The sequence below is a fragment of the Aminobacter sp. MET-1 genome (genome assembly GCF_026521175.1).
Lineage (GTDB): Bacteria > Pseudomonadota > Alphaproteobacteria > Rhizobiales > Rhizobiaceae > Aminobacter.
The window spans coordinates 40887-63918 of the sequence record NZ_JAMSHL010000003.1 but is presented as its reverse complement, the minus strand read 5'-3'; the positions used below and the strand labels follow the sequence as shown (position 1 = coordinate 63918).

The 23032-nt window shown below is 61.3% G+C and carries 16 protein-coding genes and 1 pseudogene; 13 read left to right on the top strand and 4 right to left on the bottom strand.

Features of this window, described 5'->3' with window-relative positions; all coding sequences use genetic code 11:
- The first annotated feature begins 4 nt into the window (after nucleotides 1-4).
- The 5 genes from ureC to NDO48_RS05235 all read left to right on the top strand — a co-directional run bounded on the left by ureC (nucleotide 5) and on the right by NDO48_RS05235 (nucleotide 4709).
- Nucleotides 5-1717 carry an urease subunit alpha gene (gene ureC, locus NDO48_RS05255; protein ID WP_267320990.1) on the top strand — a complete coding sequence of 571 codons (1713 nt, stop codon included), beginning with the start codon at nucleotides 5-7 and terminating at the stop codon, nucleotides 1715-1717.
- 4 nt (nucleotides 1718-1721) lie between these two features.
- On the top strand, nucleotides 1722-2369 hold the full coding sequence (gene ureG, locus NDO48_RS05250; protein WP_267320989.1) for an urease accessory protein UreG: 648 nt from the start codon (nucleotides 1722-1724) through the stop codon (nucleotides 2367-2369).
- A complete protein-coding gene (locus NDO48_RS05245; RefSeq protein ID WP_267320988.1) occupies nucleotides 2366-3286 on the top strand; it encodes an urease accessory protein UreD in 921 nt (306 codons plus the stop codon). Before ureG ends, NDO48_RS05245 begins: the two co-directional genes overlap by 4 nt.
- 40 nt (nucleotides 3287-3326) lie before the next feature.
- Nucleotides 3327-3929 (top strand): HupE/UreJ family protein, encoded by a 603-nt coding sequence (locus NDO48_RS05240; protein ID WP_267320987.1) that lies wholly within the window; start codon nucleotides 3327-3329, stop codon nucleotides 3927-3929.
- 66 nt (nucleotides 3930-3995) lie between these two features.
- Nucleotides 3996-4709, top strand: a complete 714-nt coding sequence (locus NDO48_RS05235) for a helix-turn-helix domain-containing protein (RefSeq protein WP_267320986.1) — start codon at nucleotides 3996-3998, stop codon at nucleotides 4707-4709.
- A gap of 60 nt (nucleotides 4710-4769) precedes the next feature.
- Here NDO48_RS05235 and NDO48_RS05230 read toward each other — a convergent pair whose 3' ends face one another.
- On the bottom strand, nucleotides 4770-6104 hold the full coding sequence (locus tag NDO48_RS05230) for a ComEC/Rec2 family competence protein (RefSeq protein ID WP_267320985.1): 1335 nt from the start codon (nucleotides 6102-6104) through the stop codon (nucleotides 4770-4772).
- Between the two features lie 147 nt (nucleotides 6105-6251).
- On the opposite strand from NDO48_RS05230, the pseudogene NDO48_RS05225 reads away from it, so the two are divergent.
- From NDO48_RS05225 to NDO48_RS05210, 4 genes and pseudogenes are all read left to right on the top strand, one after another.
- Nucleotides 6252-6472: pseudogene (locus NDO48_RS05225) on the top strand (hypothetical protein); the annotation flags it as partial.
- Nucleotides 6473-6704: 232 nt separating this feature from the next.
- A complete protein-coding gene (locus NDO48_RS05220; protein WP_267320984.1) occupies nucleotides 6705-7757 on the top strand; it encodes a DUF294 nucleotidyltransferase-like domain-containing protein in 1053 nt (350 codons plus the stop codon).
- Nucleotides 7757-8515: a hypothetical protein gene (locus tag NDO48_RS05215; RefSeq protein ID WP_267320983.1), complete on the top strand. Its 759-nt coding sequence runs from the start codon at nucleotides 7757-7759 to the stop codon at nucleotides 8513-8515. The genes NDO48_RS05220 and NDO48_RS05215 overlap by 1 nt, the downstream gene beginning before the upstream one ends.
- Before the next feature lie 435 nt (nucleotides 8516-8950).
- Complete coding sequence (locus NDO48_RS05210; RefSeq protein WP_267320982.1) at nucleotides 8951-13006, top strand: NACHT domain-containing protein; 4056 nt, start codon at nucleotides 8951-8953, stop codon at nucleotides 13004-13006.
- Nucleotides 13007-13193: 187 nt separating this feature from the next.
- On the opposite strand, the gene NDO48_RS05205 is transcribed toward NDO48_RS05210, so the two are convergent.
- The gene (locus NDO48_RS05205; protein ID WP_267320981.1) at nucleotides 13194-14138 is read right to left on the bottom strand and encodes an RNA-directed DNA polymerase; all 945 of its coding nucleotides are present in this window, start codon (nucleotides 14136-14138) and stop codon (nucleotides 13194-13196) included.
- Between the two features lie 469 nt (nucleotides 14139-14607).
- Between NDO48_RS05205 and NDO48_RS05200 the strand changes: the two genes are divergently transcribed.
- On the top strand, nucleotides 14608-15714 hold the full coding sequence (locus NDO48_RS05200) for a serine/threonine protein kinase (protein WP_267320980.1): 1107 nt from the start codon (nucleotides 14608-14610) through the stop codon (nucleotides 15712-15714).
- Between the two features lie 150 nt (nucleotides 15715-15864).
- Here the strand turns inward: NDO48_RS05200 and NDO48_RS05195 are convergent, their stop codons facing one another.
- Both NDO48_RS05195 and NDO48_RS05190 read right to left on the bottom strand, forming a co-directional pair.
- The gene (locus NDO48_RS05195; RefSeq protein WP_267320979.1) at nucleotides 15865-17013 is read right to left on the bottom strand and encodes an efflux RND transporter periplasmic adaptor subunit; all 1149 of its coding nucleotides are present in this window, start codon (nucleotides 17011-17013) and stop codon (nucleotides 15865-15867) included.
- Between the two features lie 14 nt (nucleotides 17014-17027).
- Entirely contained in the window at nucleotides 17028-20168 is a 3141-nt protein-coding gene (locus NDO48_RS05190) for an efflux RND transporter permease subunit (RefSeq protein ID WP_267320978.1), read from the bottom strand.
- Nucleotides 20169-20384: 216 nt separating this feature from the next.
- Here NDO48_RS05190 and NDO48_RS05185 point away from each other — a divergent pair, with 216 nt between their 5' ends.
- The 3 genes from NDO48_RS05185 (at nucleotide 20385) to NDO48_RS05175 (ending at nucleotide 22845) form a co-directional block, all read left to right on the top strand.
- Nucleotides 20385-20957: a TetR/AcrR family transcriptional regulator gene (locus tag NDO48_RS05185; RefSeq protein ID WP_267320977.1), complete on the top strand. Its 573-nt coding sequence runs from the start codon at nucleotides 20385-20387 to the stop codon at nucleotides 20955-20957.
- A 320-nt stretch (nucleotides 20958-21277) separates the two neighbouring features.
- Complete coding sequence (locus NDO48_RS05180) at nucleotides 21278-22369, top strand: helix-turn-helix transcriptional regulator (protein ID WP_267320976.1); 1092 nt, start codon at nucleotides 21278-21280, stop codon at nucleotides 22367-22369.
- A 209-nt stretch (nucleotides 22370-22578) separates the two neighbouring features.
- Nucleotides 22579-22845, top strand: a complete 267-nt coding sequence (locus NDO48_RS05175; protein WP_267320975.1) for a hypothetical protein — start codon at nucleotides 22579-22581, stop codon at nucleotides 22843-22845.
- Nucleotides 22846-23032 lie beyond the last annotated feature (187 nt).

Below are 23032 nucleotides of genomic sequence, written 5' to 3'. Positions count from 1 at the left end.
GATCATGGCAACCCTGTCACGCCGCGACTATGCGGCCATGTATGGCCCGACAACAGGCGATGGCTTTCGCCTCGGCGACACCTCGCTTGTTGCCGTGGTCGAGAAGGATTTTGCCGTCTATGGCGACGAATGCCTGCATGGCGGCGGCAAGACGCTGCGCGACGGCGCAGGCCTTGCCGCCGGCGTCACCAGTGCCGAGGGCGCGCTCGACTTCCTGTTGTGCAACGTCACCGTGATCGATGCGGTGGTCGGCATCGTCAAGGGCGATCTCGGCATCAGGGACGGCAAGATCGTCGGCATCGGCAAGGCCGGCAATCCGGCGATCATGGACGGCGTCGATCCGCGCCTGATCGTGTCGGCGGCAACCACGGTGCGCGACTGCGAGGGCCTGATCGCCACCGCCGGTGCGCTCGACGTGCATGTGCATTTCGACAGCGCGCAATTGTGCGACCATGCCATTGCCTCCGGCATCACCACCATGCTCGGCGGCTCGCTTGGGCCGATCACCGTCGGCATCGATTGCGGCGGTCCGTTCAATGTCGGCAAGATGCTGCAGGCAGCCGAGCAATGGCCGATCAATTTCGGCTTCCTTGGCCGCGGCAATTCGCACCGGCCGGCCTCGCTGGTCGAGCAGATCGAGACCGGCTGCCTCGGCCTCAAGCTGCATGAGGACTGGGGCACCATGCCGGCCTCGATCGACACCTGCCTGACGGTGGCCGATCAGCTCGACTTTCCGGTGCAGATCCACACCGACACGCTCAACGAATCCGGCTTCCTCGAAGACACGCTCGCCGCCATCAACGGCCGCACCATCCACATGTACCACACCGAAGGGGCAGGGGGCGGCCATGCGCCCGACATCATCAGCGTTGCGGGCGTGCCGTGGTGCCTGCCGTCGTCGACCAATCCGACCAATCCCTACACGGTCAACACCTTCGACGAACATCTCGACATGACGATGGTGTGCCATCACCTCAACCCGGCCATCCCGGAAGATGTCGCCTTTGCCGAAAGCCGCATCCGCGCCCAGACGATCGCCGCCGAAGACATCCTGCACGACATCGGCGCGATCTCGATGCTCGGCTCCGACAGCCAGGGCATGGGCCGCATCAACGAGGTGATCTGCCGGACCTGGCAGCTCGCCGACAAGATGAAGAAGCAGCGCGGCCGCCTGCCCGAGGAGGCGACACGCTTCGGCGACAATGAGCGCATCAAGCGCTATGTCGCCAAATACACCATCAATGCGGCCCGCACCTTCGGCATCGCCGAACATGTCGGTTCGCTCGAGGACGGCAAGATGGCCGACATCGTCATCTGGCGGCCGGCCTTCTTCGGCATCAAGCCGGAACTGGTGATCAAGGGCGGCTTCATCGCCTGGGGCGCCATGGGCGACAGCGCTGCTTCGCTGATGACCTGCGAGCCGCTTTTGCTGCGCCCGCAATGGGGCGCCTTCGGCCGGGCCAAGCAGGCGCTGTCGGCCTGTTTCGTCAATCCGCTGGCCATCGAACGGGGGCTTGCCTCGACGCTCGACCTGAAGAAGGCGCTGCTGCCGTCGCGCGGCAATCGCGCCCTGTCGAAGAAGGACATGCTGCACAACGACGCCTGTCCCAACATCCGCGTCGACCCGCAGACCTTCGACGTCTTTGTCGACGGCGAACTCGCCACCTGCGAGCCGGCGCACGAGCTGCCGCTGACCCAACGCTACATGCTGAGGTGATATCATGGATATCAGGACGTCTTCTTACTCCGTGTCTTCCTCGCGCGTCGGTGCTGCCCGCATCGGCATCGGCGGCCCGGTCGGCTCCGGCAAGACCGCACTGATCGAACGCCTGATCCCGGCCTTTGCCGAACGCGGCGTGTCGCTGGCAATCGTCACCAACGATCTGGTGACGGCCGAGGACGCCGAGCGCATCCGCCGCTCGGGCCTGATCGATCCGGCGCGCGTCGCAGCCGTCGAGGCAGGCGCGTGCCCGCACACGGTCATCCGCGAGGACCCGACGCTCAACATCGCCGCAGCCGACGATCTGGAGGCGCTGTTTCCCGATGTCGAGCTGATCCTCATCGAGAGCGGCGGCGACAATCTCGCCTCGACCTTCTCGCTCGATCTCGTCGACTGGTGGATGTTCGTCATCGACGTTGCCGGCGGCGACGACATTCCGCGCAAGAACGGTCCCGGCGTGCTCAAATGCGATCTGCTTGTCGTCAACAAGACCGATCTTGCACCCTATGTCGGGGTCGATCTTGCGGCCATGGCGGCACAGGCCACCGCCGCCCGGGCCGGCCGGCCGATGGCGCTCACCAACTGCCGCAGCAATGACGGGGTCGGTGCGATCGCCGACCGCATCGTAACCGACGTGTTGTTCAGATGACGAGCCATTGGCCGCAACCTCATGCCGTCCGCGCGCCTGCGCCGCGTCAGGCCGGGGCGCGAAGCGGTCGCTTCGAGCTGGCGCTGTCGCGCCACGGCGCGCGCAGCCATATCGGCCGCCAATACGTCTCCTACCCGTTCCACATGACGCGGCCGTTTGCGCTCGATGCCGCCATTCCCTCGCTGCTGACCGTCTACCAGCAGTCGTCTTCGGGGGGGCTTTACCGCGACGACCGGCTTGCGAGCCGCTTCGACATCGGGGCGCAGGCCGCCTGCCACGTCACCACCCAGGCGGCGACCGTCGTGCATGACTGCCATGGCCAGCCGGCGCAGCAGACAACCGAGATCGTCCTTGAAGAGGACGCGTTCCTGGCGCTGACGCCCGATCCGCTGGTGCTGTTTCCCGGTGCCGCCTGTTCGAGTGTTACCCAGGCCAGGCTCGCACCCGGCGCGGTGCTGCTGTTGTCCGACGCCTTCGCTTTGCACGACCCCGAAGGCCGAGGCCGTGCATTTGCGCGCCTTAAAGCAAAAGTCGACATTCGCGACGCTGACGGCCGGCTGCTCGTCCGCGACAATTTCGATATTGCCGGGCTCGACATTGCCGGCCCAGACCTCGCCGGCCCAGATCTCACTGGCTCAGACCTCGCCGCAACGACATCGCCCATCGGCGGCTGGAAGGTCGTGTCAAGCTTCATGCTTTTAGGCGCGCCCGAGAGGCTTCCCACCGCAAACGAGCTGGCCGCCCTTGGCCGGGCGGAACGCCAGGTCGTGGGCATCACGGCACTGCCCAACGGTGCCGGCTGGGGCGTGCGCTGCCTGGCAGCGGATGCCATTGCCGCGCGCAACATCGCCGAAAGCCTGTTTGCATGTGCCGTGGTGGCAGCCTTTGGCCAGCAACCCGTGCCGCGGCGCAAGTGAGTTTTGTTTTCGCACCCAATATCGAAAAAGGAAGCAGACCATGAATACCAAGTCTCTCGTCAGGTTCGCGGCCGTGGCAGCCTTCGCGCTCGCCCCAGGCCTGGCTGACGCCCACACCGGCCTTGGCCATGTCGACGGTTTCGCCCATGGCTTTGCCCACCCCCTTGGCGGGCTCGACCATGTGCTTGCCATGGTGATGGTCGGCCTGTTTGCCGCCCAGCTCGGCGGCCGCGCCCGCTGGCTGGTGCCGGCAAGCTTCCTGGCTGCGATGGTGGCGGGCGGCGCCCTTGGTTTTGCCGGTGTCGGCGTGCCCTTCGTCGAGCTCGGCATCGGCCTGTCCATCGTCGTTCTTGGCGGCGTCGTCGCCTTCAACCTGCAGGCGGGCGTGACGGTGGCGATGGCGCTGGTCGGTTTCTTTGCGGTCTTTCACGGTTATGCCCATGGCGCCGAGATGCCCGAGAGCGCCAGCGGCCTGGCCTATGGCGCGGGTTTTGCTCTGGCGACGGCTCTCCTGCATGCGGCGGGGCTTGGCGTCGGTCTGGCGCTCGACGGCAAGGCGGGCGCACGAAGGGCCATGGTCGTCCGGTCGATCGGGGCGCTGGTCGCCTTCGCCGGCATCGGCGTGGTGACGGGCCTCGTGTGAGGCCGGCCCGGACGGGCGCCGCTCTGTGGCGGCACCGTCCAAAGACAACAGCAATGAGGTGTCAGGATGAGCAGTTCAGTTCTCTTGCGCCCGGCGCGCTCCACGGCCTTGGCCGCGCAACCCGTCGCGGGTTTCGCCAGGAAAACCGCTCCGGTCGGGTTGCACCAGGATCCGCATGCGGTGCGCCCGCGCGGCGAAAACGAGCTGCAGGCGGCGATCGGGCGCGAGGTCAGGGCCTGCCGCAAGCGTCATGGCATGTCGGCCACCGAGCTTGCCTGTGCCGCAAAGATCTCGGTCAGCATGATGTCGAAGATCGAAAACGGCCTCATCTCGGCATCACTGACCACGCTGCAGGCCCTGTCGCAGGCGCTCGGCGTGCCGATGACGGCACTGCTCAAGAGCTTCGAGGAAGAACGCAGCGCTGTTTTCGTCCGGGCAGGCGCGGGGGTCGAGATGGAGCGGCGCGGCGGGCGCGCCGGCCTTCACTACACGCTGCTCGGCCATATCGGATCGACGTCCGGCGCGGTGTCGGTCGAACCCTACCTCGTCACCTTGACCAGCAAGACCGACGCCTTCCCGCTGTTTCAGCATACGGGCATGGGCTTCCTCTATCTGCTCGACGGCGAGGTCACCTACCGGCACGGCACCAAACTCTTCCACATGGCCCCCGGCGACAGCCTGTTCTTCGACGCCGACACCCCGCACGGCCCCGCGCAACTGACCAGGCTGCCGATCCGCTTCCTGTCGATCATGTCTTTTCCGGGGGTCGAGGAGGATTGATGCCGCAGGCCGGCCTCGATCCGGCTTCATCCAGTGCAAAAGCCTAGGTCTTTGCGACAGTTACCGCGCAGGTGTGTTCCCCACCTGATATACCCCGCCTGAAGTTGCCTGCATGACAATGGTGCCTGCCCAACCCGTTCCGTAGATTTCTTTTGTAAGTTCGTACGGTTCGAAGGTGGATTTCTCGGCGGGGGAAGCAAGAACCGTCACCGGGCCGCCGGGCAAACTGTTTGAGACGATGGCCGGCGGCTGTTGCAGTGCATCCAGGGTCGCAATGCGAGGGTGGCCGTACCTGAAGCCGTCGGGGCTGTTCGCCTTGCCCATCGAGAGGACAGCAATACGCGGCGTGACTGCGGCGAGCATCTGGTCTGTTGTCTCTTGATCCGCGCCGTGATGGCTGACGAGATAGACGTCCGCATCGAAGACGCCAGGGTTCGTGCTGTATTGGTCGAGCATGTCGGCCACACCCTTGTCTTCCAGATCCCCCACAAACAAGAACGAGGCGCGGCCGAAGTCCACGCGGACGACGACACTGTGATTGTTCGGGTTCCTGTAATCGCCGCTGCCTGCAAGCTCGGCGCGGCCTCCCCAGAATGCGGTGATTATGGGATCGACGCCCTTGCAGGCGAAGGGATCGATGTTGGCATTGGTTACACCCGTAGCTGTCACCTGTGGAGCCACTGTGACTCCAGTGTACCCAGCGCCAAGCTCGGCCGCGGTCTTGTGGAACTTCGCCTGTTTGGCAAGCATTCCGCTGGTGCCCTCGAAACCGTTGTCGACAACGTTCTTGATGGTGTAGGCGCCGCCAGCCTCCGGAAGCAGCAACGCCGCGCCGTTCAGGTGGTCGGCGTGGGGATGGCTTAGGAACACCACGTCAATTGTGTTGTTCAGATACGGCCGTGTTTGGAAAAACGTGTCCAGATAGGTCTTGAACATGATCTCACCGTCGACACCGCCGCTGGACCACTCTCCGCCGACGTCGATCAGCGCAACACCACATGGAAATTCGAGAATTGCGCCGGCACCCTGTCCCACATCGACATAGTGGACGTACATGATGGCGTCCGACGAAGCGTTGGGGTCGCTGGACGCCATTTGCTGACGACCGCTGAACCCGCCATTGAAGTCGGCGCCGAGCGAGAAATCCTTCCTGAGCGGAACGCTGAAGGGCGTGAGGTTGGGCAATGTCTGCCGATCGGCAGGGAGCGACAGCGTTTTCGTTCGGGGGAAGACGCTTTGCGGCAGTGTCAGCAGCGCCTCGGGAACGGCAACGCCTGCGTTGGGACTGCCGATATAGTACTCACCCAGCCTGGCAGATGTGGTTGGCAGATAGTCTCCGCCATATTGCTCTTCGCCATACTCGTTGACAGGGATGTCCGAAGTCTGCGCAAGCACAGGGCCTGCTATGACGATGGCGGGCAGTATCCATAGCGCTCTCACGTGATCCCCCTCGCTATCCAGCCGTCACGCGTAGCATCTCATACTGGCCGGTGGAGTCTATCACCCTTTGCCGATATGCTCGGCCGCGACACGGCAGCCGGTCGCGGGCTCGTTCGTCAGTGGCAGGCCTTCGTCTCGGCCATCCGCACCAACCCGCCCGTGTCAGCCGAAGCATGCACGTCGTCGCCTGCATCGGAGCGGCGTTCAAGGCCTCGCGGGAACGCCGGGAAGTGGTGGTGGCGATGGGCGTCCGTCGAAATGTGTGGGGGCGGCTCTGGGGTCGATTGCTGACCGTCAGTTTTCAAGTCGCGCTTAGTGGATAGCTGCAATTGGGCAAGCGACCCTATTGTCGTCAGGACGACTGATTTGGCCAGCGCTTCAAAAGCGGACTTGAAGACGGCCTTGCTAATGCCGGCACCTCCTATTTTGACTATGGCGTGATCTGAGATTGCAGCCTGCGACGCATTGTCGATCTCGGAAAAGGGAACGTGAGCCAAGACAATCGCGCAGCGAGGGGCTATATCAAGAGCGAGTCTCGAAAGGTGGTCCTGCATTATGTCAAAATCGGCCCTTGATGCCTTGCGTGGGCCCGACGCCGACCGCTGGGGAAATGTCGCAACCGCGCAGTCGTTAAGTGAGCAGAAGTGGTCAGAGTTGGCCAGTTTGGTAGCTCAAGAACTCACGACCGACGAGGTCAGCTTTGTGGTGTTCGGGTCGCTGGCCCGCGAGGAGTTCACACTCGGCAGTGACCTCGACTGGACGCTGCTGATCGATGGGCGAGCCGATTCCGGGCATCTTGAAATCGTACACTCCATAAGGGCTGCGCTCGGAACCGCTAACTATAAGGTTCCCGGTCCGACCGAAATGTTTGGCGGAATGATATTCAGCCATGACCTCGTCCACGCCATTGGTGGCGATGAAGACACAAACAAGAACATGACCCGGCGTCTGTTGCTGCTCCTAGAGTCAACCGCCATCGGTACTTCTACGCAAAAGGCTGCACATGAACGCCTTATCCGCGGAATCCTTGGTAGGTATGTCGAAGAAGACGCCAATTTCATCACCGGCAACACGCGTCACGATAAGATTCCGCGCTTTTTGCTCAACGACGTAGTTCGGTTCTGGCGAACAATGGCAGTCGACTATGCCAATAAGTATCGCGCTCGAGCGGGTGACAAATGGGCATTGCGTAATATTAAACTTAGGATGTCACGCAAGCTCTTGTTCATCTCCGGCTTCTTCATGTGCATTTCCTGGGCATTGGGGGACCGCGGAAATGACGTCGAGCAGCTTCGTCAGGATCTCATAGCCCATCTAATGTCTTGGACCCAGCGTTCGCCGTTGGAATCGTTGGCCGGTATTGTCCAGCAATATGGGCCATCCTTGAAGTCAGAGATTTTCGACAGCTACGATGCTTTCTTGGCGCTTCTAAATGATGACGACATCCGAAAATATCTGGAGAAACTCTCGCCGGAGGAAGCTTACACGGATTCAGTTTTCCTAGAGGCGCGAGAAACTGCAACGAAGTTTGACGCGGCCCTAACGACTCTGTTGTTCGACACGAATAAGGACATTACTCGCCTCGTCCACAAGTATGGAGTCTTTTGATGGCCGTCATAGGGTTCTCAACCGGGGCTATCGCGTTCGACGATTTTGCAACCGCGCTTGATCTACTTGAACCTACCCAAGCGACTGCTGTCGAATTGTCTGCTCTTCGCTCAGTTGAGCTGGCTGGTTTGTTGACTGCTCTGCCCAAAATACTAAGGCAGCTACATCGACGCTACAGCTATATCAGCTTTCACGCGCCGACCAACTTTGCTGACGAAGCAGCCACGGTAGACCAGTTGGTTACAGTTGCGGAAATGGGCCTCCCCATAATAGTTCATCCCGATACGATTCATACGCCAGCGCTATGGATGAGACTTGGGGCTAAGCTCTGTGTGGAGAATATGGATTCTCGCAAATCCATTGGCCGCACAGCAGATGAATTGACAGAGTTTTTCGACGTGTTGCCGGAGGCTGGGCTTTGCTTTGATATCGCTCATGCGCGACAGGTCGACCCAACAATGAGTGTTGCCGCGGGAATTCTGAAGGTACACGGCCATCGTCTGATACAAACGCATATTAGTGAGATCAACTCGCGAGGGGCTCACTTTATGATGTCGTCAGCTGCCCTGCGCGCCTTTGGACCGTTCGCCAAAATGATGGCGCGCGCTCCGGTAATTCTCGAGTCAATAGCCAGATTGCCTGACGAGATCGAACGAGAGCTTACACAGACGGAGAGGCTCCTTCTGAATCATCCCAAGCGCGCAGTCTCGCACGCCAATACTGCACAAGGTGGTTTTACCATAAATCCTGCCGAGTAAGATTTGCAGTAGGGTTGCTTGTTGTACAGCGGAGACCGTGTTGGGCGTTCGGTTTCGTTCATGTCTGTGAATTCGCCCGGCCACGTCAAACTTCAGGGCTGGTACTCCCGTGAGCGGACAGGCACGCGTCACGCTGATGACATGGAATTAATCTGGTTGTGACCGAAGAAGAAACTGATTTCCGGCCAAGTTGGGGCCGGGAGGAGACGGGCAGCTTTCGCGGATCGATGGTTCGCGGCGCCGACGATGTCTTGGCAAAAGGCCCGGCAGGCGGCGCTGGTGCTCTTGACGGTAGTGCGAATCGCGGGAAGCTTAGGGTGACTGGTTCATTCGCTGGCCAGCCCCATACGCACGCCGGATAATCCACAGGGATTACAACTCGCTCGCCAAAGGCCGCATTTTGTTCTTTGTCGCGGACAGGTGCGCCAGTATTTCTTGCTGATGACTGCAGCACTTGACCGACGCGTTCTTGTTCATGGCGCTTCAGAAGCGACCGAATACCCTCTGAGCTCGCTGCGCGATCGACCATTTGTCGTGTTGCTCGGCGAGCCTGGGCTCGGCAAGTCGACAGCGTTGCGTTACGAGGCGGCGGCCGAGGGTGGCGAGGTCTTCACCTGTCGAGAGGCGATGAACGGCGCTCCGCTGCCCGTCGGCGAGACGATGTATCTTGATGCCTTGGACGAATATCGCACGGGCGAGAACGGCAAGGACAAGCTCTTACAACTCGCCAATACGTTGTCGTCGAACAAGAATCGTCGTTGGCGCCTTACCTGCCGGGCAGAGGATTGGCGAGATGCTGCCGATCTCGCAGCCATGCGACGGGCGGCCGACAACGGCGAGATCATCGTGGCGCGCCTCCTGCCTTTGGACAACGGTGAAGCCAGGGCAGTCCTGACGGCCCTTGGGGCCACTGATCCAAGATCTTTCGTCGTTGAGGCACGCAATCGCGGCGCGGAAGCCTTTCTCGAGAGCCCGTTGAGCCTCCGATTGCTTCATTCGGTGGTCGTCGCCGAAGGAATATGGCCACGTAGCCGTTTCGAACTCTTCGAAACGGCTACGTGGGCGCTTGCCCACGAGCACGATCCTGAACGCGTCACAGACCCCCGACCGAGTGTCGAAGCAATCGTCGATAGCGCTTCGAGACTGTGCTTCTACGCCCTCGCTTCGGGCGCCAAGGCGTTCTGGCACTCAAATGCTCCGCCGCCCCATTCGCGCGGCGCCAATGAGTTTCTGACCACGAGTGCGATCAATCTGCAGCCTGCCCTGGCTGATGCGACGCTGGACACGGCATTGTTTCGTGGCGAGGGGCATGTGTTCCAGCCCTTCCATCGTACCGTGGCGGAATTTCTCGCCGCGCGCTTCCTGGCAAGGATCGTGACCGGCTTTGGCAACCATCCAATATTCCCATTGCGGCGCGCAATCGCGCTCATCACCGGTCCTGATCGGAGGGCACCTAGCGAACTTCGTGGGCTATATGCCTGGTTCGCGGCCCATCTTTACAGGCAGGGAGACGCGCACGGCGCGCGCCGTCTCATCGATCGTGACGCCGTCACCGTGCTGGCCTACGGCGACGCCGCTGCTTTCGATACCGCGGGACGAAAAGCGATCCTCCTCAATCTCGACAGTGACGATCCCTATTTCTTGTCCTCGCACGGGGAGGCGACCGTGCTTGGCAGTCTGGCTGGCGAGGATCTGGCCGGAGATTTCGCGACGATCCTCGACACGGACGTGCGCAGTCATCTCCAGGTCACGGTTCTGCAGGCCCTCGCGGACGGGCCCCGAGTAGAAGGCATTCAACGCAAGCTTCATGCGATCGTTCTCGATGAAGGTCGGCCGTTGTGGATGCGGGAACGCGCCGCAGAAGTACTTGTCAGGGACTGCGATGATCGAACTGCCGCACGTCGGGCCATGATCGTTGAATTGCAGCGTCAGCCCGCCGGCGCCGGCCAAGTGGGGCTAAGGGCGCTGCTTCTCTCAGGCATGCCGGCGGACGCGATTGAGTCATCTGAAATCCGCAATCTGCTGGCCGACTTCAGCGTACTTCCCACACTATCGGATGATGATGACGAAGTTGAGGACCGTGGAGCGTTGACCGCGCTGGCCTCTGCGCTGCGTCGCTCGGCTCCCGAGGACCTATTTGATCTGCCAATTTCGCAGGGAATGACGAGCGCACTGCGAGAGAAATCGCAAGTCCGATCCTTAATCGACCAAGCACTGGCCTCGGCGATTGAACGATCTCCCGATATCGGGGCAGACCGCTTGTTGACCTGGATAAACAATGCCCGAGATCACGTCTGGGACATGCTGGACAGCTCTGTGGTCGAGGCGATGCAGAAGTGGGTGGACCGTGACCCCCGGCGGCGGGAGCTCGACTTTTTTCTCGTCATGTCGCGATCAGATGAACCGACCGACAGACCTTGGGTCGTTGTCAATCACTACATCTCGACAATGCGCCGGCTTCCTTCGGAGGCACTGGTTGACGGGCTTTTTGCGCTGGCGCGGGCCGAGGCGAAAGGGTCGGGGCGCAGGCGCCTATTTGAGATTGCCGCATACTCTGCACGAGGCGAGGCGCATTGGCCGACATGGCGCGACAAGGTCGTCGCCATTCTCAAAGAGGAGGGTGGGTACGCGAAGTTTACAAAATCGCTGCTTTCCGACCCGAACGCCAAGTGGAAAAAGCAGGAGGCGCGGCGCCAGGCCCAACTGAAAGCCAAGACTGAAGCTTCCCGGAAGAGCAATATCGCTGCCTTGACCCCGAAGCTGGCCGCGATTGCCAGCGGCGTAGCAACCGAGTTCGGTGTATTGAATTGGGCTGCTGGACACTACCGCAATGCAAGGATCTCGAAGAAGGGCGATCCACTCGTCCGGGTCGCGAAATACACCAATGCCGAGATTGCCGCCGCCATTGCAGATGGTTTCGTCCAGTTCGCGATCCACACCGACAGCAAGCTCGATGCCGAGAGCCTCGGCCGGGCCGAGGCGACGAATGGGGCATTTCCGCAAGAATGGGTCGTCGCCGCTGGGTTGCATCAGGGCCTGTTGCATGGGCGACAAGCCGAGCTTGCAGCGGCACCTTTGGTCTGCGCTCTCGTCGGACTGCGCCAAAACTATTTCAGCGGCGAGGAAGGATCATCGCTTGCCACCTGGGCGGTTCAACGTCTTGCGGAGGACCGGGAACATGGTGTCACCCAGATATTGCGGTACTGGAACGCCGCCCTCGACGCCGGAGATGACGATCTGGATGGCCTTCATCATCTGGCGAACGCCAAGGAGCATGGGCTGGTCGCGGCCTGCCTCGAAAGGCTGCTGTCGAACCGACCGCACCTGCCGATGCCCGCGCTACGGCAGGCGCTGGCCACTGGCGCATCTTTGCTTGGCACCGAAGACTTGGCGCACTTCGTCGCATCAGCCCTGCAACGATCCGACCTTGGCCATGAACAGCGGGAAATCTGGACCTTTGTCGCGCTGGCCCTCGATCCGGCAACTATTTCCGCTGGACTCTCTGAGCAAGAGGCACAGGGCGTGTTGTTGCGGCCGAACGGGGATCTGGCCAAGGCATTCTACGAACGGTCTCCGCAGCCCGATTTACTGGATCGCTTCCGGATCGCGGTTCTTGGAAAAGCGCATGCAGCCGACGACGATGATTGGCGTCACTTGAATGCCGTCAGCGGCATCATCAGGGCCGCGATCCGCCGCTTGAGCGCGTCCAAAAACTCCGATGCTGGCGATGTTCTACAGTCACTGGCTTCAGACATTCATCCAAGTTGGAGGCCGCAGCTAGCTCACGCCGCCGCAGAGCATGCCAGAATGATGCGGGATGACCTCTATGTCGCGCCCCCGGTGAGCGACCTTGTCGCGGCGCTGGCCGGCGGCGCTCCAGCAAATCCGGCCGATCTTGCGGCGGTGGTTCTCGAAGAGCTCGATCGATACCGAGCGACGCTGCGGACCGGCAGTGAGACCCCGTGGAAGCGGTTTTGGAACACGGACAAGGACGGGGCTGCAACTAAACCCCAGATCGAGAACGAGGACCGCGATCGGCTCCTTGAGCTCCTGCGGTTTCGGCTTGAGAGATACGGCATTGTCGCCAGTCTTCCTGAAGCACGGCGTGGCGAAAATACCAGGGCCGACGTACTGCTTCTGAGCCACGCCGGCAAGAATCTGCCGATTGAGGCGAAGCGTCATTACAATAGGGAGCTCTGGTCTGCGCCGTTGGAACAACTTGCCGGCTATGCGGCCGATGCGGGCGCTGGTGGGTTTGGGATCTACCTGATCTTTTGGTTCGGCACCGAATTTCCGCTTCCCGGCCGGAGTGATGGGCAAGCGCTCCCATCAAGTGCAGAGGCACTTGATGTGATGCTTATGAATGACGTCCCGCCACGTTTGAAGGATAAGCTGGCTGTCGTTGTGCTGGATGTTTCTCGTCCAGAAACAATGATCACGGCTCAGGCCCGGCGCAGCCAGAAACGTTCAAAGAAGCAGGCAAGCGGGTAGCTGCGCGCGCCGAATTCTCTGTTGTCAGCTTCTTTGGAATTTTCGATGGGATTAAGCGGCCACAATGGACGCGCGAAGCCGCTACCGTCTTCGGTCAATTGGGTTGTCTGCTTTCGGGGTAAAAGCAAAGGTTGCTCTTACGTCTGAATTGAGGGCGAAGGCCGCTTCTAGCGCGGGTGTGGCCACCTCACCGTTTCTGCCAAGCGATCGCCCGCGCAACGTAGTCGAACGAGTGTGGAAATCGCACAGCGCACTGGGCTAAGAAGTGCTGGAGGAGCTCCCATTGCTGATCCCAAAGGCGGTTGTCATCTATCAGGCGTATCGCATGTCTGATGATCCCATCATCTCCCGATGTTGTCGCGACTTCGGTAATTTTTGCTAGGATCGAAAGAGTTTCATTCTTCTGCTTGTTAACCCTCCCGCGGCTTTCGATGAGTTCCTTGTCGAACTCAAATGGCCAGTCATCAGCGAATACTAGCTTGGTTGAAATTATCTTCGTCTTGCGTTTGTTGATGTCCAACTGGAAATCGCGGAGTGCCAGCCGAAGGTGAAACAGGTGCCGTTCGCACTCTTCTTGCGAGTTTCCTGCAACCCAATAGTCATCGACATGTCGAACGTAGGTTGGGCGGCCGGTAGCGGGGTAGCGAGATAGGAAATTGTCGTCGACCGCTGATAGCAGCACTTCAGCAATTATCTTTGAGGTGTCTGGCCCAACTGGAATTCCAATAGTTTGTCTCGACTGTGAGTTCCGCAGGATGAAGTCAAGATGATTGCCGAACACGGCTGCCGACGTGGAGGAGGTGTCGGTTTTGGCGGCCGCCTTACCATTAATGGCCCACAGTAGCGTGTGAGTGTAAACTGAAGGAAAAAAGCGGGCGACGTCGGTCACAAGGCAGAATTTGAACCGCGAGAACGCACGAAGCCGCAACTCAGGTAGATCAGAATGCGATGTCAGGCGGACATGGCGATTACCGGCACTTATCATAACGGGTTTCGAAACTGAGCCAGCCGATTTGTCAAACAGCGATGCAAGGTCAGCCCAATGCTTCTCAAAAAAACAGCCCAAGGTCACGAGCGAAAGCCGGATGAGGCACGCCGAATACGCGCCGCTGTCCCCCTCGCTTGCTCGCATTGTAGATCGCGTGATCGCCTACCGCATCGCCTACCGCTTTTCCTGTGATCCCATAGGCCGCGCCGGAACCTGAAAAATGATGCCAAAGCTTCGTTGAAGTGAAGATGGGGGCAGATTTTCGGGGAGCAGGCCGCGATCAATGAAGTCTTTTGCATTTGGCGCTTCCTCCACCCAATAGTCCCCATTTATCGAGAGTCTCGAAAACCCACAGAAAAGTCTTATTGTAGGATTGTTCTATAGTGCAAACGCCATACGGCCTACGATAACTGCTTCCATCGCGCAAAAGGCGTGACGTCGCTACCAAGACAATGTCTGCTTTCGGGCACGCGTGACGACAGCCTCTATGACCGAGGGGTCCGAATTCATCTAAGCCGCCGAGGATAAGCCAACAGACTCGGATTCGTTCCTGCACCTACGGCGCCCGGGAACCGATTTGCCGCGCGACTCATCTTAGCTCAAGGACTAAGGGATGCCTGACTCCCCCCAATACAGCTTTCATGACATGCCGCGCGAAGTCCAGCAGCTCATTCTGCAGAGCCGCAGGAGTCTTGGGATGTATTTGGGTGCCACCGGCGGCTTCGCTGGAAGCATTTTCAGATATGAGGCCGGAACGGTCGAGGCGTGCGCTAAGATACCTCTCGCAAAATCGATCACGCCGAAGGAGGCGGCAACACGATTCCTGCGCGAGCTGCGGCTGCAACGAGCAATGTATTACCACCAGTTCGTCCACTGGCCGTTCGACTTCGATCTCGTGCACGACACCCCAATCGCCTGGTTTCGATTCTGGGACTGCGACTTGGCCGCGCTGATTGAGGACCCAAGGTTCCACTTTGAGGGCCGTCTGGCGATGCTCGCTTATCTTTCGTCCTCGCTCGCTCACTGCCACGCGCGAGGACTTGTGGCGCATCAAGACCTCAAACCTGAAAACATATTTGTGCAGGACCTGAAGCGGGTAGCCCACGACCTCCCTGACGCGTCGGTATGGCGCATCCCAAAGCTTGCCGACTTTGGCAGTGCCAACTTGGCGGACGAGTGCGGCGAGTTCGGTGGCACGAAGGCTTACATGGCGCCAGAGCAGTGGAGAAGGGAGCCACTAGGGCAGCACACGTCAGTCTGGTCCCTTGGCCTAATCGCATACGAGCTCCTGACTTATGGGGAGCATCCAATCGGCCAGCCGACGCGACCGTGGCGTAATCGCACCCAGGGTGTCTTTAACCGTTGGCAGAAGAATAGAATGTGGGTTCGGTGGCTTGAAGAGGGCTGCCGTCCGGCCCGCAGCCTTGGGGATGCGCAACTCGACAGGTTGGTCGGCAGTTGCCTCGCGCTTGAAACGACGCAGAGGCCCACGATCACCGAGTTCACGCTTGAGGTGCTCTCCACGCTCAAGAAGCGCTCGCCGCAGGATGAAACCCAAGCAAGCTTCCGGATTCTTCACGCCCAAGATATCAGGGGCTCAGACCACGGCTGGCCGTACCTCGACCAGCGGTACAATTCGGTCGTGCTAGCAATTGCGACAAGGTTTGGCGACACGTCGATATATGATCGGCACCTGATAAAAGAAGCACCTGCCTGCTAGTCACTGCTGCCAAACTAGGCCTGACGGTCAGGGGATTCGTCCATGTTTGCCAGCGCGCTTGCGTCCGCTAGTGTATGCCACGAACGTCTGGAATGAGGGCGCGAAGCCGCCCACCACTGCCGCATCTCCCGCGCGCGTCACCCAGCACGATCAACTGCCGCCGCCATCGAGCGGCTGCACCGGTGCGCCTGGGAAAATCTTCTGGAGGTTGCCGGAGATGATCTTGTCGCCTTCCTTGATGCCTGACGTCAGCGTCACCAGGTCGCCGTCGGTGGGGCCGAGGGCGACGACGCGCTGTTCGACGAGATTGTCCTTGCCGACGACATAGACATATTTGCCGAACTGGCTGGAGCCGAGTGCCGTCTGCGGCACCATCAGCGCGTTGGGCAGTTCCCTGATGTGCAGGCGGATGCGGACATATTGGCCTGGGAGCAGCGACAGATCGAGGTTGTCGATCGTGGCGCGGGCGACGATGGTGCCGGTGTTGCGCTCCACCGCATTGTCGATGAAGGTCAGCTTGCCCTCACGCGGCTTGCTGTCGCTGCCGGGGATGATGACCTCTGTGTCGACAGTGCCGTTGGCAAAGGTCTTCTGGATCTCGGCCAGTTCGGTCTCGCCGGGGTTGAAAGTGATGTAGATCGGCGAGAGCTGGACGAGATTGTTCAGCGGCGTGCCGGCAGCACTTGTGACCAGCGTGCCTTCGGGTGCCTGGTTGCGGCCGAGGCGACCGGCGAAGGGGGCGCGGATCTCGGTGTTTTTCAGATTGATCTCGGCTGTCCGCAAGGCCGAACGCGATATGGCGAGCGCAGCTTCAGCCTGTCGCACCGCGCTCCGGCGCTGGTCGAAGCCGTCCTTGGCCAGATAGCCATTGTCGGCGAGCTGGTTGCCGCGGGTGAGGCTCGACTTGAGGTATTCGAGCGATGCCTGGTCGCGCTCGATCTGAGCCTTGGCCTGATCAAGCGCTGCCTGATAGTCCGAGGCCTCGATCCTGTAGAGCAGGTCGCCTTCCTTGACGTCGGCGCCGTCGGATGCCGGCTGGTCCTGCAGATAGCCCGACGCCTTGGCGCGCAAAGTCACGTTGCGGATGGCTTCGGTGCGCGCGGCATATTCGAGATAGATGGGAATTGTCTTCTTGACCACGCCGACAACCGGCACCGGCATGGCCTGGGGAGCTTGTACAGTGGGTGCGGCGCCCGCAGTCGTGCTGCCGACGCCCCAGCCATGTTGAGCAAGCAGGTAGCCGCCCGCCACAGCCAGAGCGAGAAGGCTTGTGTTCAGGCCGAGTTTGAAAATGCGCATCTGGATACTCCTGATTATTCGGCCGGCTCGACCACATGGGGATGCTGCGAGCGCCGCGCGAAACGTTCACGCCAGGTTTCGAGGACGACGTAGAAGATGGGCACGAAGGCAAGCGTCAGCACGGTGGCGATCAGCATGCCGCCGAAGACGGTGGTGCCGATCGACTGCCGGCTTGCTGCGCCGGCACCCGACGCCAGCATCAGCGGCACGACACCCAGGATGAAGGCGAAGGCCGTCATCAGGATCGGGCGCAGCCTGAGGCGCGCGGCTTCGACGGCGGCGGCGACGATCTCGACGCCTTCTTCACGCCTTCGTTTGGCGAACTCGACGATCAGGATCGCATTCTTGGCGGCGAGGCCGATCAGCATGACGAAGCCGATCTGCGAATAGACGTCGATCTGCAGGCCCCGCAGCCAGATCGCCAGCAGGGCGCCGAGCAGGGCGAGCGGCACGGCGAGCAGCACGACGAAGGGCATCGACCAGCTTTCATACTGCATGGCCAAAACCAGGAAGCAGAAGACGATCGCGAGACCGAAGACGAGGTTGGCGATCGAGCCGGCCCGGATCTCCTGATAGGTGATGCCGGTCCATTCGAAGGCGAAGTCGCGGGGCAGGGCGGTTGCCGCGACACGCTCCATGGCGGCGACCGCCTGGCTCGAACTGAAGCCTTGGGCGGCCGCACCATTGACGAGTGCGGAGGGGTAATTGTTGTAGTGGGTAACCGTTTCCGGTCCCGAAACCGCCTTCAGCGCGCCCAGCGTGCTGAGCGGCACCATGTCGCCTGTAGTGCTGCGGACATACAGGCGCGAAATGTCGGTGGCCTCAGCGCGCGCCTGCTGTTCGGCCTGAAGGGTGACGCGGAAGGTGCGACCGAACAGGTTGAAATCGTTGACATAAAGCGAGCCGAGATAGATCTGCAGCGTCGAGAAGATGTCGGGCAGGTTGAGCCCGAGCAGCTTCGCCTTGTTGCGGTCGAGGTCGTAGGAATATTGCGGCGTCGAGGTGCTGAAGGTCGTGAACAGAGTGAACGGGTTCAGCTCCGGCTGCTTGCGGGCCTCGGCAAGCAGTGCCTGCGTCGCCTCGTCGAGGGCGACCGCACCGCGGCCTGTCAGGTCCTCGACCTGAAACTCGAAGCCGCCCGTCGCACCCAGACCCTGAATGGAGGGCGGGTCGAAGGCCAAAACCAGCGCTTCGGGAATCTGGATCAGCTTGCCCTGGGCGATGTTCTTGAGCGCGGTCGCACTTTCGCCGGGCCCGCGCTCGTCCCAGGGCTTGAGCACGGCGAACTGGACACCGGCATTCGACTGGTTGGCGAAGGTGAGGAAGGAAAAGCCGACGACGGAGCCGACGGTTTCGACGCCGGGCAGGGCGCGGAGGATCTCTTCCGACTTCTTGGCCACGGCTGCCGTGCGTTCCACCGAGGCCCCGTCGGGCAATTGCAGGACGACGAAGAAGTAGCCCTGGTCTTCGACGGGCAGGAAGGTGGAGGGAATGCGCTGGGACAAGGCGTAGGTGGCGGCGAGAGCGAGCGCGAACAGCCCCATGAACGCCCAGCGCCATCTGACGAAACTGCGAATGCTGCCGGCATAGGCGTTCGACATCCAGTGGAAGCCGGCATTGAACCAGCGGAACAGGATGAATTTCGGCGCGCCGCGATGGCGCAGGAACACCGCACTCAAGGCCGGGCTGAGCGTCAGCGAATTGAAGGCCGAGATGGCAAAGGAGATCGCAACCGTCAGCGCGAACTGGTTGTAGAGCTGGCCGGCGACGCCAGGGATGAAAGCGACGGGGACGAAGACGGCGAGCAATACGCCTGTGGTTGCGATGATCGGGCCGGTGACCTCCTTCATCGCGATCTTTGTCGCCTCCAGCGGCGGATGGCCGTCTTCGAGCTGGCGCTCGACGTTCTCGACGACGACGATGGCGTCGTCGACGACAAGGCCGATGGCCAGCACCATGCCGAGCAGCGACAGCATGTTGAGCGAGAAGCCGAGCAGATACATCACCGTCAAGGTGGCGATCAACGACACCGGAATGGCGATGATCGGGATGATGGTGGCGCGCCAGCTCTGCAGGAAGATGAAGACGACAAAAACGACGAGCAGCAGCGCTTCGACCAGCGTCTTGACCACGTCGTCCATGGCGGCGGAGACGAAGCGGGTGGTGTCGTAGAACATGTTGTAGGACATGCCCGAGGGAAAGCGCTTCGACAGCTCGTCCATCTTGGCCTTGACGTTGCTCTGCAGGTCGAGCGCGTTGGAGCCCGGGGCCTGAAGCACCGCGAGCACGACGCTGTCTTCGCCGTCGAGGCTGAAGGACGAGGAGTAGGAGAGCGCGCCGAGCTCGATACGCGCCACGTCGCGCAGGTGGATCGCGGCATGGGTTTCAGGATCGACGCGCAGGATGATCTCGCCGAACTGCTCGGGGTCGCTGAGGCGACCGACAGCACTGACCTGCATCTCGAACGGCGTTCCCGATGGCGCCGGCGACTGGCCGATCTTGCCGGCCGCGACCTGGATGTTCTGCTCCTGGATGACGTTCTGGACATCGACGGCGGTGACGCCGAGGCTCGCCATCTTGTCGGGGTCGAGCCAGACGCGCATGGAATAACGGCGCTCGCCGAAGAACTGGACGTCGCCGACGCCGGGCAGCCGTTTGATCGGGTCGAGGATCTGCAGATAGGCGTAGTTCGACAAAGTGGTGAAATCGACCGACTTGTCCGGCGAGCTGAGATTGACCAGCACGTTGAAGTTCGGGTTCTGCTTGATGACGGTCACGCCGGCCTGGTTGACCAGGGCAGGCAAAGAGGGGGCCGCCTGCGAGACGCGGTTCTGGACGTCCATGGCGGCGATGTCGACGTCATAACCGACCTGGAACGAGATGGTGATGCGCGCCGAGCCGTCGTTCGAGCTCGTCGACGACATGTAGAGCATGCCGGGCACGCCGTTCAGCTGCTGCTCGAGCGGCGTCGTCACCGTATCGGCCACCACCTGGGCGCTGGCGCCGGGATAGTTGGCGGCAACCACGATCTGGGGCGGGGTGATGTCGGGAAACTGCGAGACGGGCAGGAGGAAATAGGAAATGGCGCCTGCCAGCACCATGATGATGGCGATCGCCGAAGCGAAGATCGGCCGCAGGATGAAGAAGTTGACCATGATGGCTCTCTCCGAGGCGGCTCGTGATGGTCGATGGCTGCCCTGGGAGATGGCAACGAAAAACCGTTGCGGCACACGCAAGCGTGCGCCGCTATTGAACAACCCGATATTGACTTCAGAAGGTGGATGTTACTATCTAGTAACAGGATAAATGTTACGGTTCGGTAACATTGTCAAGGGCGTTCCAGCGACAAGATTGGAAGCGAGGAAACGTTGATGACAATTGCTGTCAGATGTCCCCCGAGAGAACGGATCATCGACGCCGCGCGCGACCTGTTTCGAAAGCACGGCATCAAGGGCATTGGTGTCGATGCCATCGCCGAGGCGGCCGAGAGCAACAAGATGACGCTCTACCGCCACTTCGGCTCGAAGGACGATCTGGTGTTTGTCTGCCTCAAGGAGGCAGCAAGCGAAGCCGACGCCTTCTGGGAGGGCATCAAGGCCGCCAATCCTGATGATCCCAAGGCGCAGCTGCGCGACTGGGTCCGCTGCGCCGGTGAATTCGTCACCGTCGAACATTGCAATTGCGAGCTTCTCGATGCCGCAGCCCAGCTGGTCGAGGTCGACCATCCGGCGCGGCAGTTCGTCGAGGACCTTCGCAACCTTTACCGGGAGCGCCTGATCGAGCTCTGCGAAGCTGCGGGTGCCGCCGACGCCGATCTTCTGGTCGATGCGCTGACGCTTCTGGTTGAGGGCGCGCGGACCAACTGGCGAAGTGCTGGGCCTGGCGGTGCGGCGACGCGCTTCGTGAAAGTTGCGGAGATGATCGTCGACGATTTTCTGGCGTAGCCTGGCAGCAGATCTGACCCGGATCCAGACAGTCCGATCGACATCGACAGGCATGCGTTTGCCGGTCATGGGCACATGAAGCCGGAGCGGCAGGAGAGCGCCCGGCGGCCCGCCTTCTCGATCGCAACCTATTCCGCAACCTATTCCAATGGAACGGCGGCGCACCTGCCTCATCGCCGTCATCGCGGCGGACGAGGATTAGCTTACCCTCATCAATGGCAATTTAGCTGGCTCTGTAATAGAGTTGTCGCACTTCGGTTTGCTGACATCGGGATCCTGTCATCAGCAACCGATCCGCGCTCGAACCGATTTCGGTGGCAATGCAAGCTGGGACCGATCCGAACAATCCTGCTTTGCCTGTTGGCGAGGAGCCGGAAGGGTTCAGGCTCGCGCGCATAGGCGACCTGCAGGATCTGGAAGGCGGCGGGTATTGGCCGCGGCTGCAGCCGCACTTCCTCAAGCCTCATTTCAAGCAGTTGCGCTATAAGATCGAGGAAGGGATCGGGACCGACCGGACCCCGCAATTCTTCTCGGTCCGGGGCGCGAGCGGGGTCGGCGATCTTGATGTCGCCTACATTGCGGATCGGCTCGCCGCGACGCTGACCGTCACCGGATCCGGCATACCCGACTACTGCCTCACCGCCGTGAGCAGGGGCGCCTTGAAGTTCGGCGGCGCGCTGGGCGCTCGCACAGTGCCTGGGATCGGCCGCAGCGTGGGCCTGGTATACCGCGGAGAGCCCGGAACGACGCTGCAGGCGACGGGTAGCCACGAGCGGCTTTCGGTCTGGATTCCTGCGACGAGCCTGAACCAGCGATTGGCGGCGTTGCTGGGTGGGCCCGTGACGAAAGACATCGCCTTCGAGCCGGTCTTCGACTGGGGGGCGGTGCCGGCGCAGAGCCTGAGGCGCCTCATGGAGCTGATGGTGGAGGAGCTTCGCGCGCCGACACCCTTTGCCGGCAGCGAGCTCGCCAGCCGTTCCTTCATCGACCTCATGCTCTACACGCTCCTGCGCGCAGTCCCTCACAACCATTCGGATCATCTTGCTCGGGCAGGCAGCCCCGCTATCCCGGGAATCATACGGCGGGCGGAGGCCTATATCCACGCCCATGTCGAAGAGCCCATCGCGCTGCACGAGGTGGCGGCGGCGGCGGGGTGCAGTGTGCGCAGCCTGCAACTTGGCTTCCGGCGGTTCCGCGAGACGACGCCGCTGGCAGCGATCCGCCTCGCTCGCCTCGTCGCGGTGCGCGACGCGCTTCGGACCGGTGACGTCGCGGGCACGGTCACCGACCTTGCCCTGCGGTTCGGCTTCACCAATCCCAGCCGCTTCGCGCAGGACTACAGGGCGGCATTCGGCGAGGCCCCGCGCGACGCCTTGCGTCGCGATTCAGGACATCGACGACGCGGCCGGTGATCAAGGCGCCACGCAGGCCCATGGGCGTCTTGCCGCTTTCGCGATGTTTGCGCGATCTGTCCTGCTCTTTCGTATTCCGCATAGAACGCAGCCTTAACGTGGCGTTAACTTAGGCCGGTCGCGCTCAGCAGCGCAGCTATCCCTGAGGTTGCCGGCAGCCGACATATGACAACAACCGCAACTATCAGTTCGCTTACGGAGGGCTGATCATGAAACGTGCGCTATCTGCACTTCTTGCATTGCCTGCACTTCTTGCGTTGCCTGCACTTCTTGCGTTGCTTGTACTTTCGCATGCGGTACAGGCGGAGACGAAAATGGTTGTGGTCAAAAAGAAGGCGGTCACAACAGAGCAAAGCCCGCCGGCTCTCGACCAAAAGCCCACCGGATCGGTCAGGCCCGCATTCGACGCAACACAACCGGCCGATAAAACCGGCCAAACCCCGTCCTATCCTCCAGCACTGTGGTTCACGTTCTAAGCAGCGCGGCTCGTCCTTTTGGGAGAGGGGTCAGCTTCGCCGATCTGGAGCGATGCGTCGCGCTCGCGGCGATCGACCACAGGGCGTTTCGCCTGCTGACCCCCGCGCGCCGCAACCGGGCAGGGTGACGGCGGCAAGCGTGATGATTGTCCTGTCTTGTCCGCTCCTCGTCCGCAACATGCCCCGG

Coding starts and splice junctions, on each gene's coding strand:
- ureC (WP_267320990.1), top strand. CDS start 5: ATGGCAACCCTGTCACGCCGCGACTATGCGGCCATGTATGGCCCGACA.
- ureG (WP_267320989.1), top strand. CDS start 1,722: ATGGATATCAGGACGTCTTCTTACTCCGTGTCTTCCTCGCGCGTCGGT.
- NDO48_RS05245 (WP_267320988.1), top strand. CDS start 2,366: ATGACGAGCCATTGGCCGCAACCTCATGCCGTCCGCGCGCCTGCGCCG.
- NDO48_RS05240 (WP_267320987.1), top strand. CDS start 3,327: ATGAATACCAAGTCTCTCGTCAGGTTCGCGGCCGTGGCAGCCTTCGCG.
- NDO48_RS05235 (WP_267320986.1), top strand. CDS start 3,996: ATGAGCAGTTCAGTTCTCTTGCGCCCGGCGCGCTCCACGGCCTTGGCC.
- NDO48_RS05220 (WP_267320984.1), top strand. CDS start 6,705: ATGTCAAAATCGGCCCTTGATGCCTTGCGTGGGCCCGACGCCGACCGC.
- NDO48_RS05215 (WP_267320983.1), top strand. CDS start 7,757: ATGGCCGTCATAGGGTTCTCAACCGGGGCTATCGCGTTCGACGATTTT.
- NDO48_RS05205 (WP_267320981.1), bottom strand. CDS start 14,138: ATGCGAGCAAGCGAGGGGGACAGCGGCGCGTATTCGGCGTGCCTCATC.
- NDO48_RS05200 (WP_267320980.1), top strand. CDS start 14,608: ATGCCTGACTCCCCCCAATACAGCTTTCATGACATGCCGCGCGAAGTC.
- NDO48_RS05195 (WP_267320979.1), bottom strand. CDS start 17,013: ATGCGCATTTTCAAACTCGGCCTGAACACAAGCCTTCTCGCTCTGGCT.
- NDO48_RS05190 (WP_267320978.1), bottom strand. CDS start 20,168: ATGGTCAACTTCTTCATCCTGCGGCCGATCTTCGCTTCGGCGATCGCC.
- NDO48_RS05185 (WP_267320977.1), top strand. CDS start 20,385: ATGACAATTGCTGTCAGATGTCCCCCGAGAGAACGGATCATCGACGCC.
- NDO48_RS05180 (WP_267320976.1), top strand. CDS start 21,278: ATGCAAGCTGGGACCGATCCGAACAATCCTGCTTTGCCTGTTGGCGAG.
- NDO48_RS05175 (WP_267320975.1), top strand. CDS start 22,579: ATGAAACGTGCGCTATCTGCACTTCTTGCATTGCCTGCACTTCTTGCG.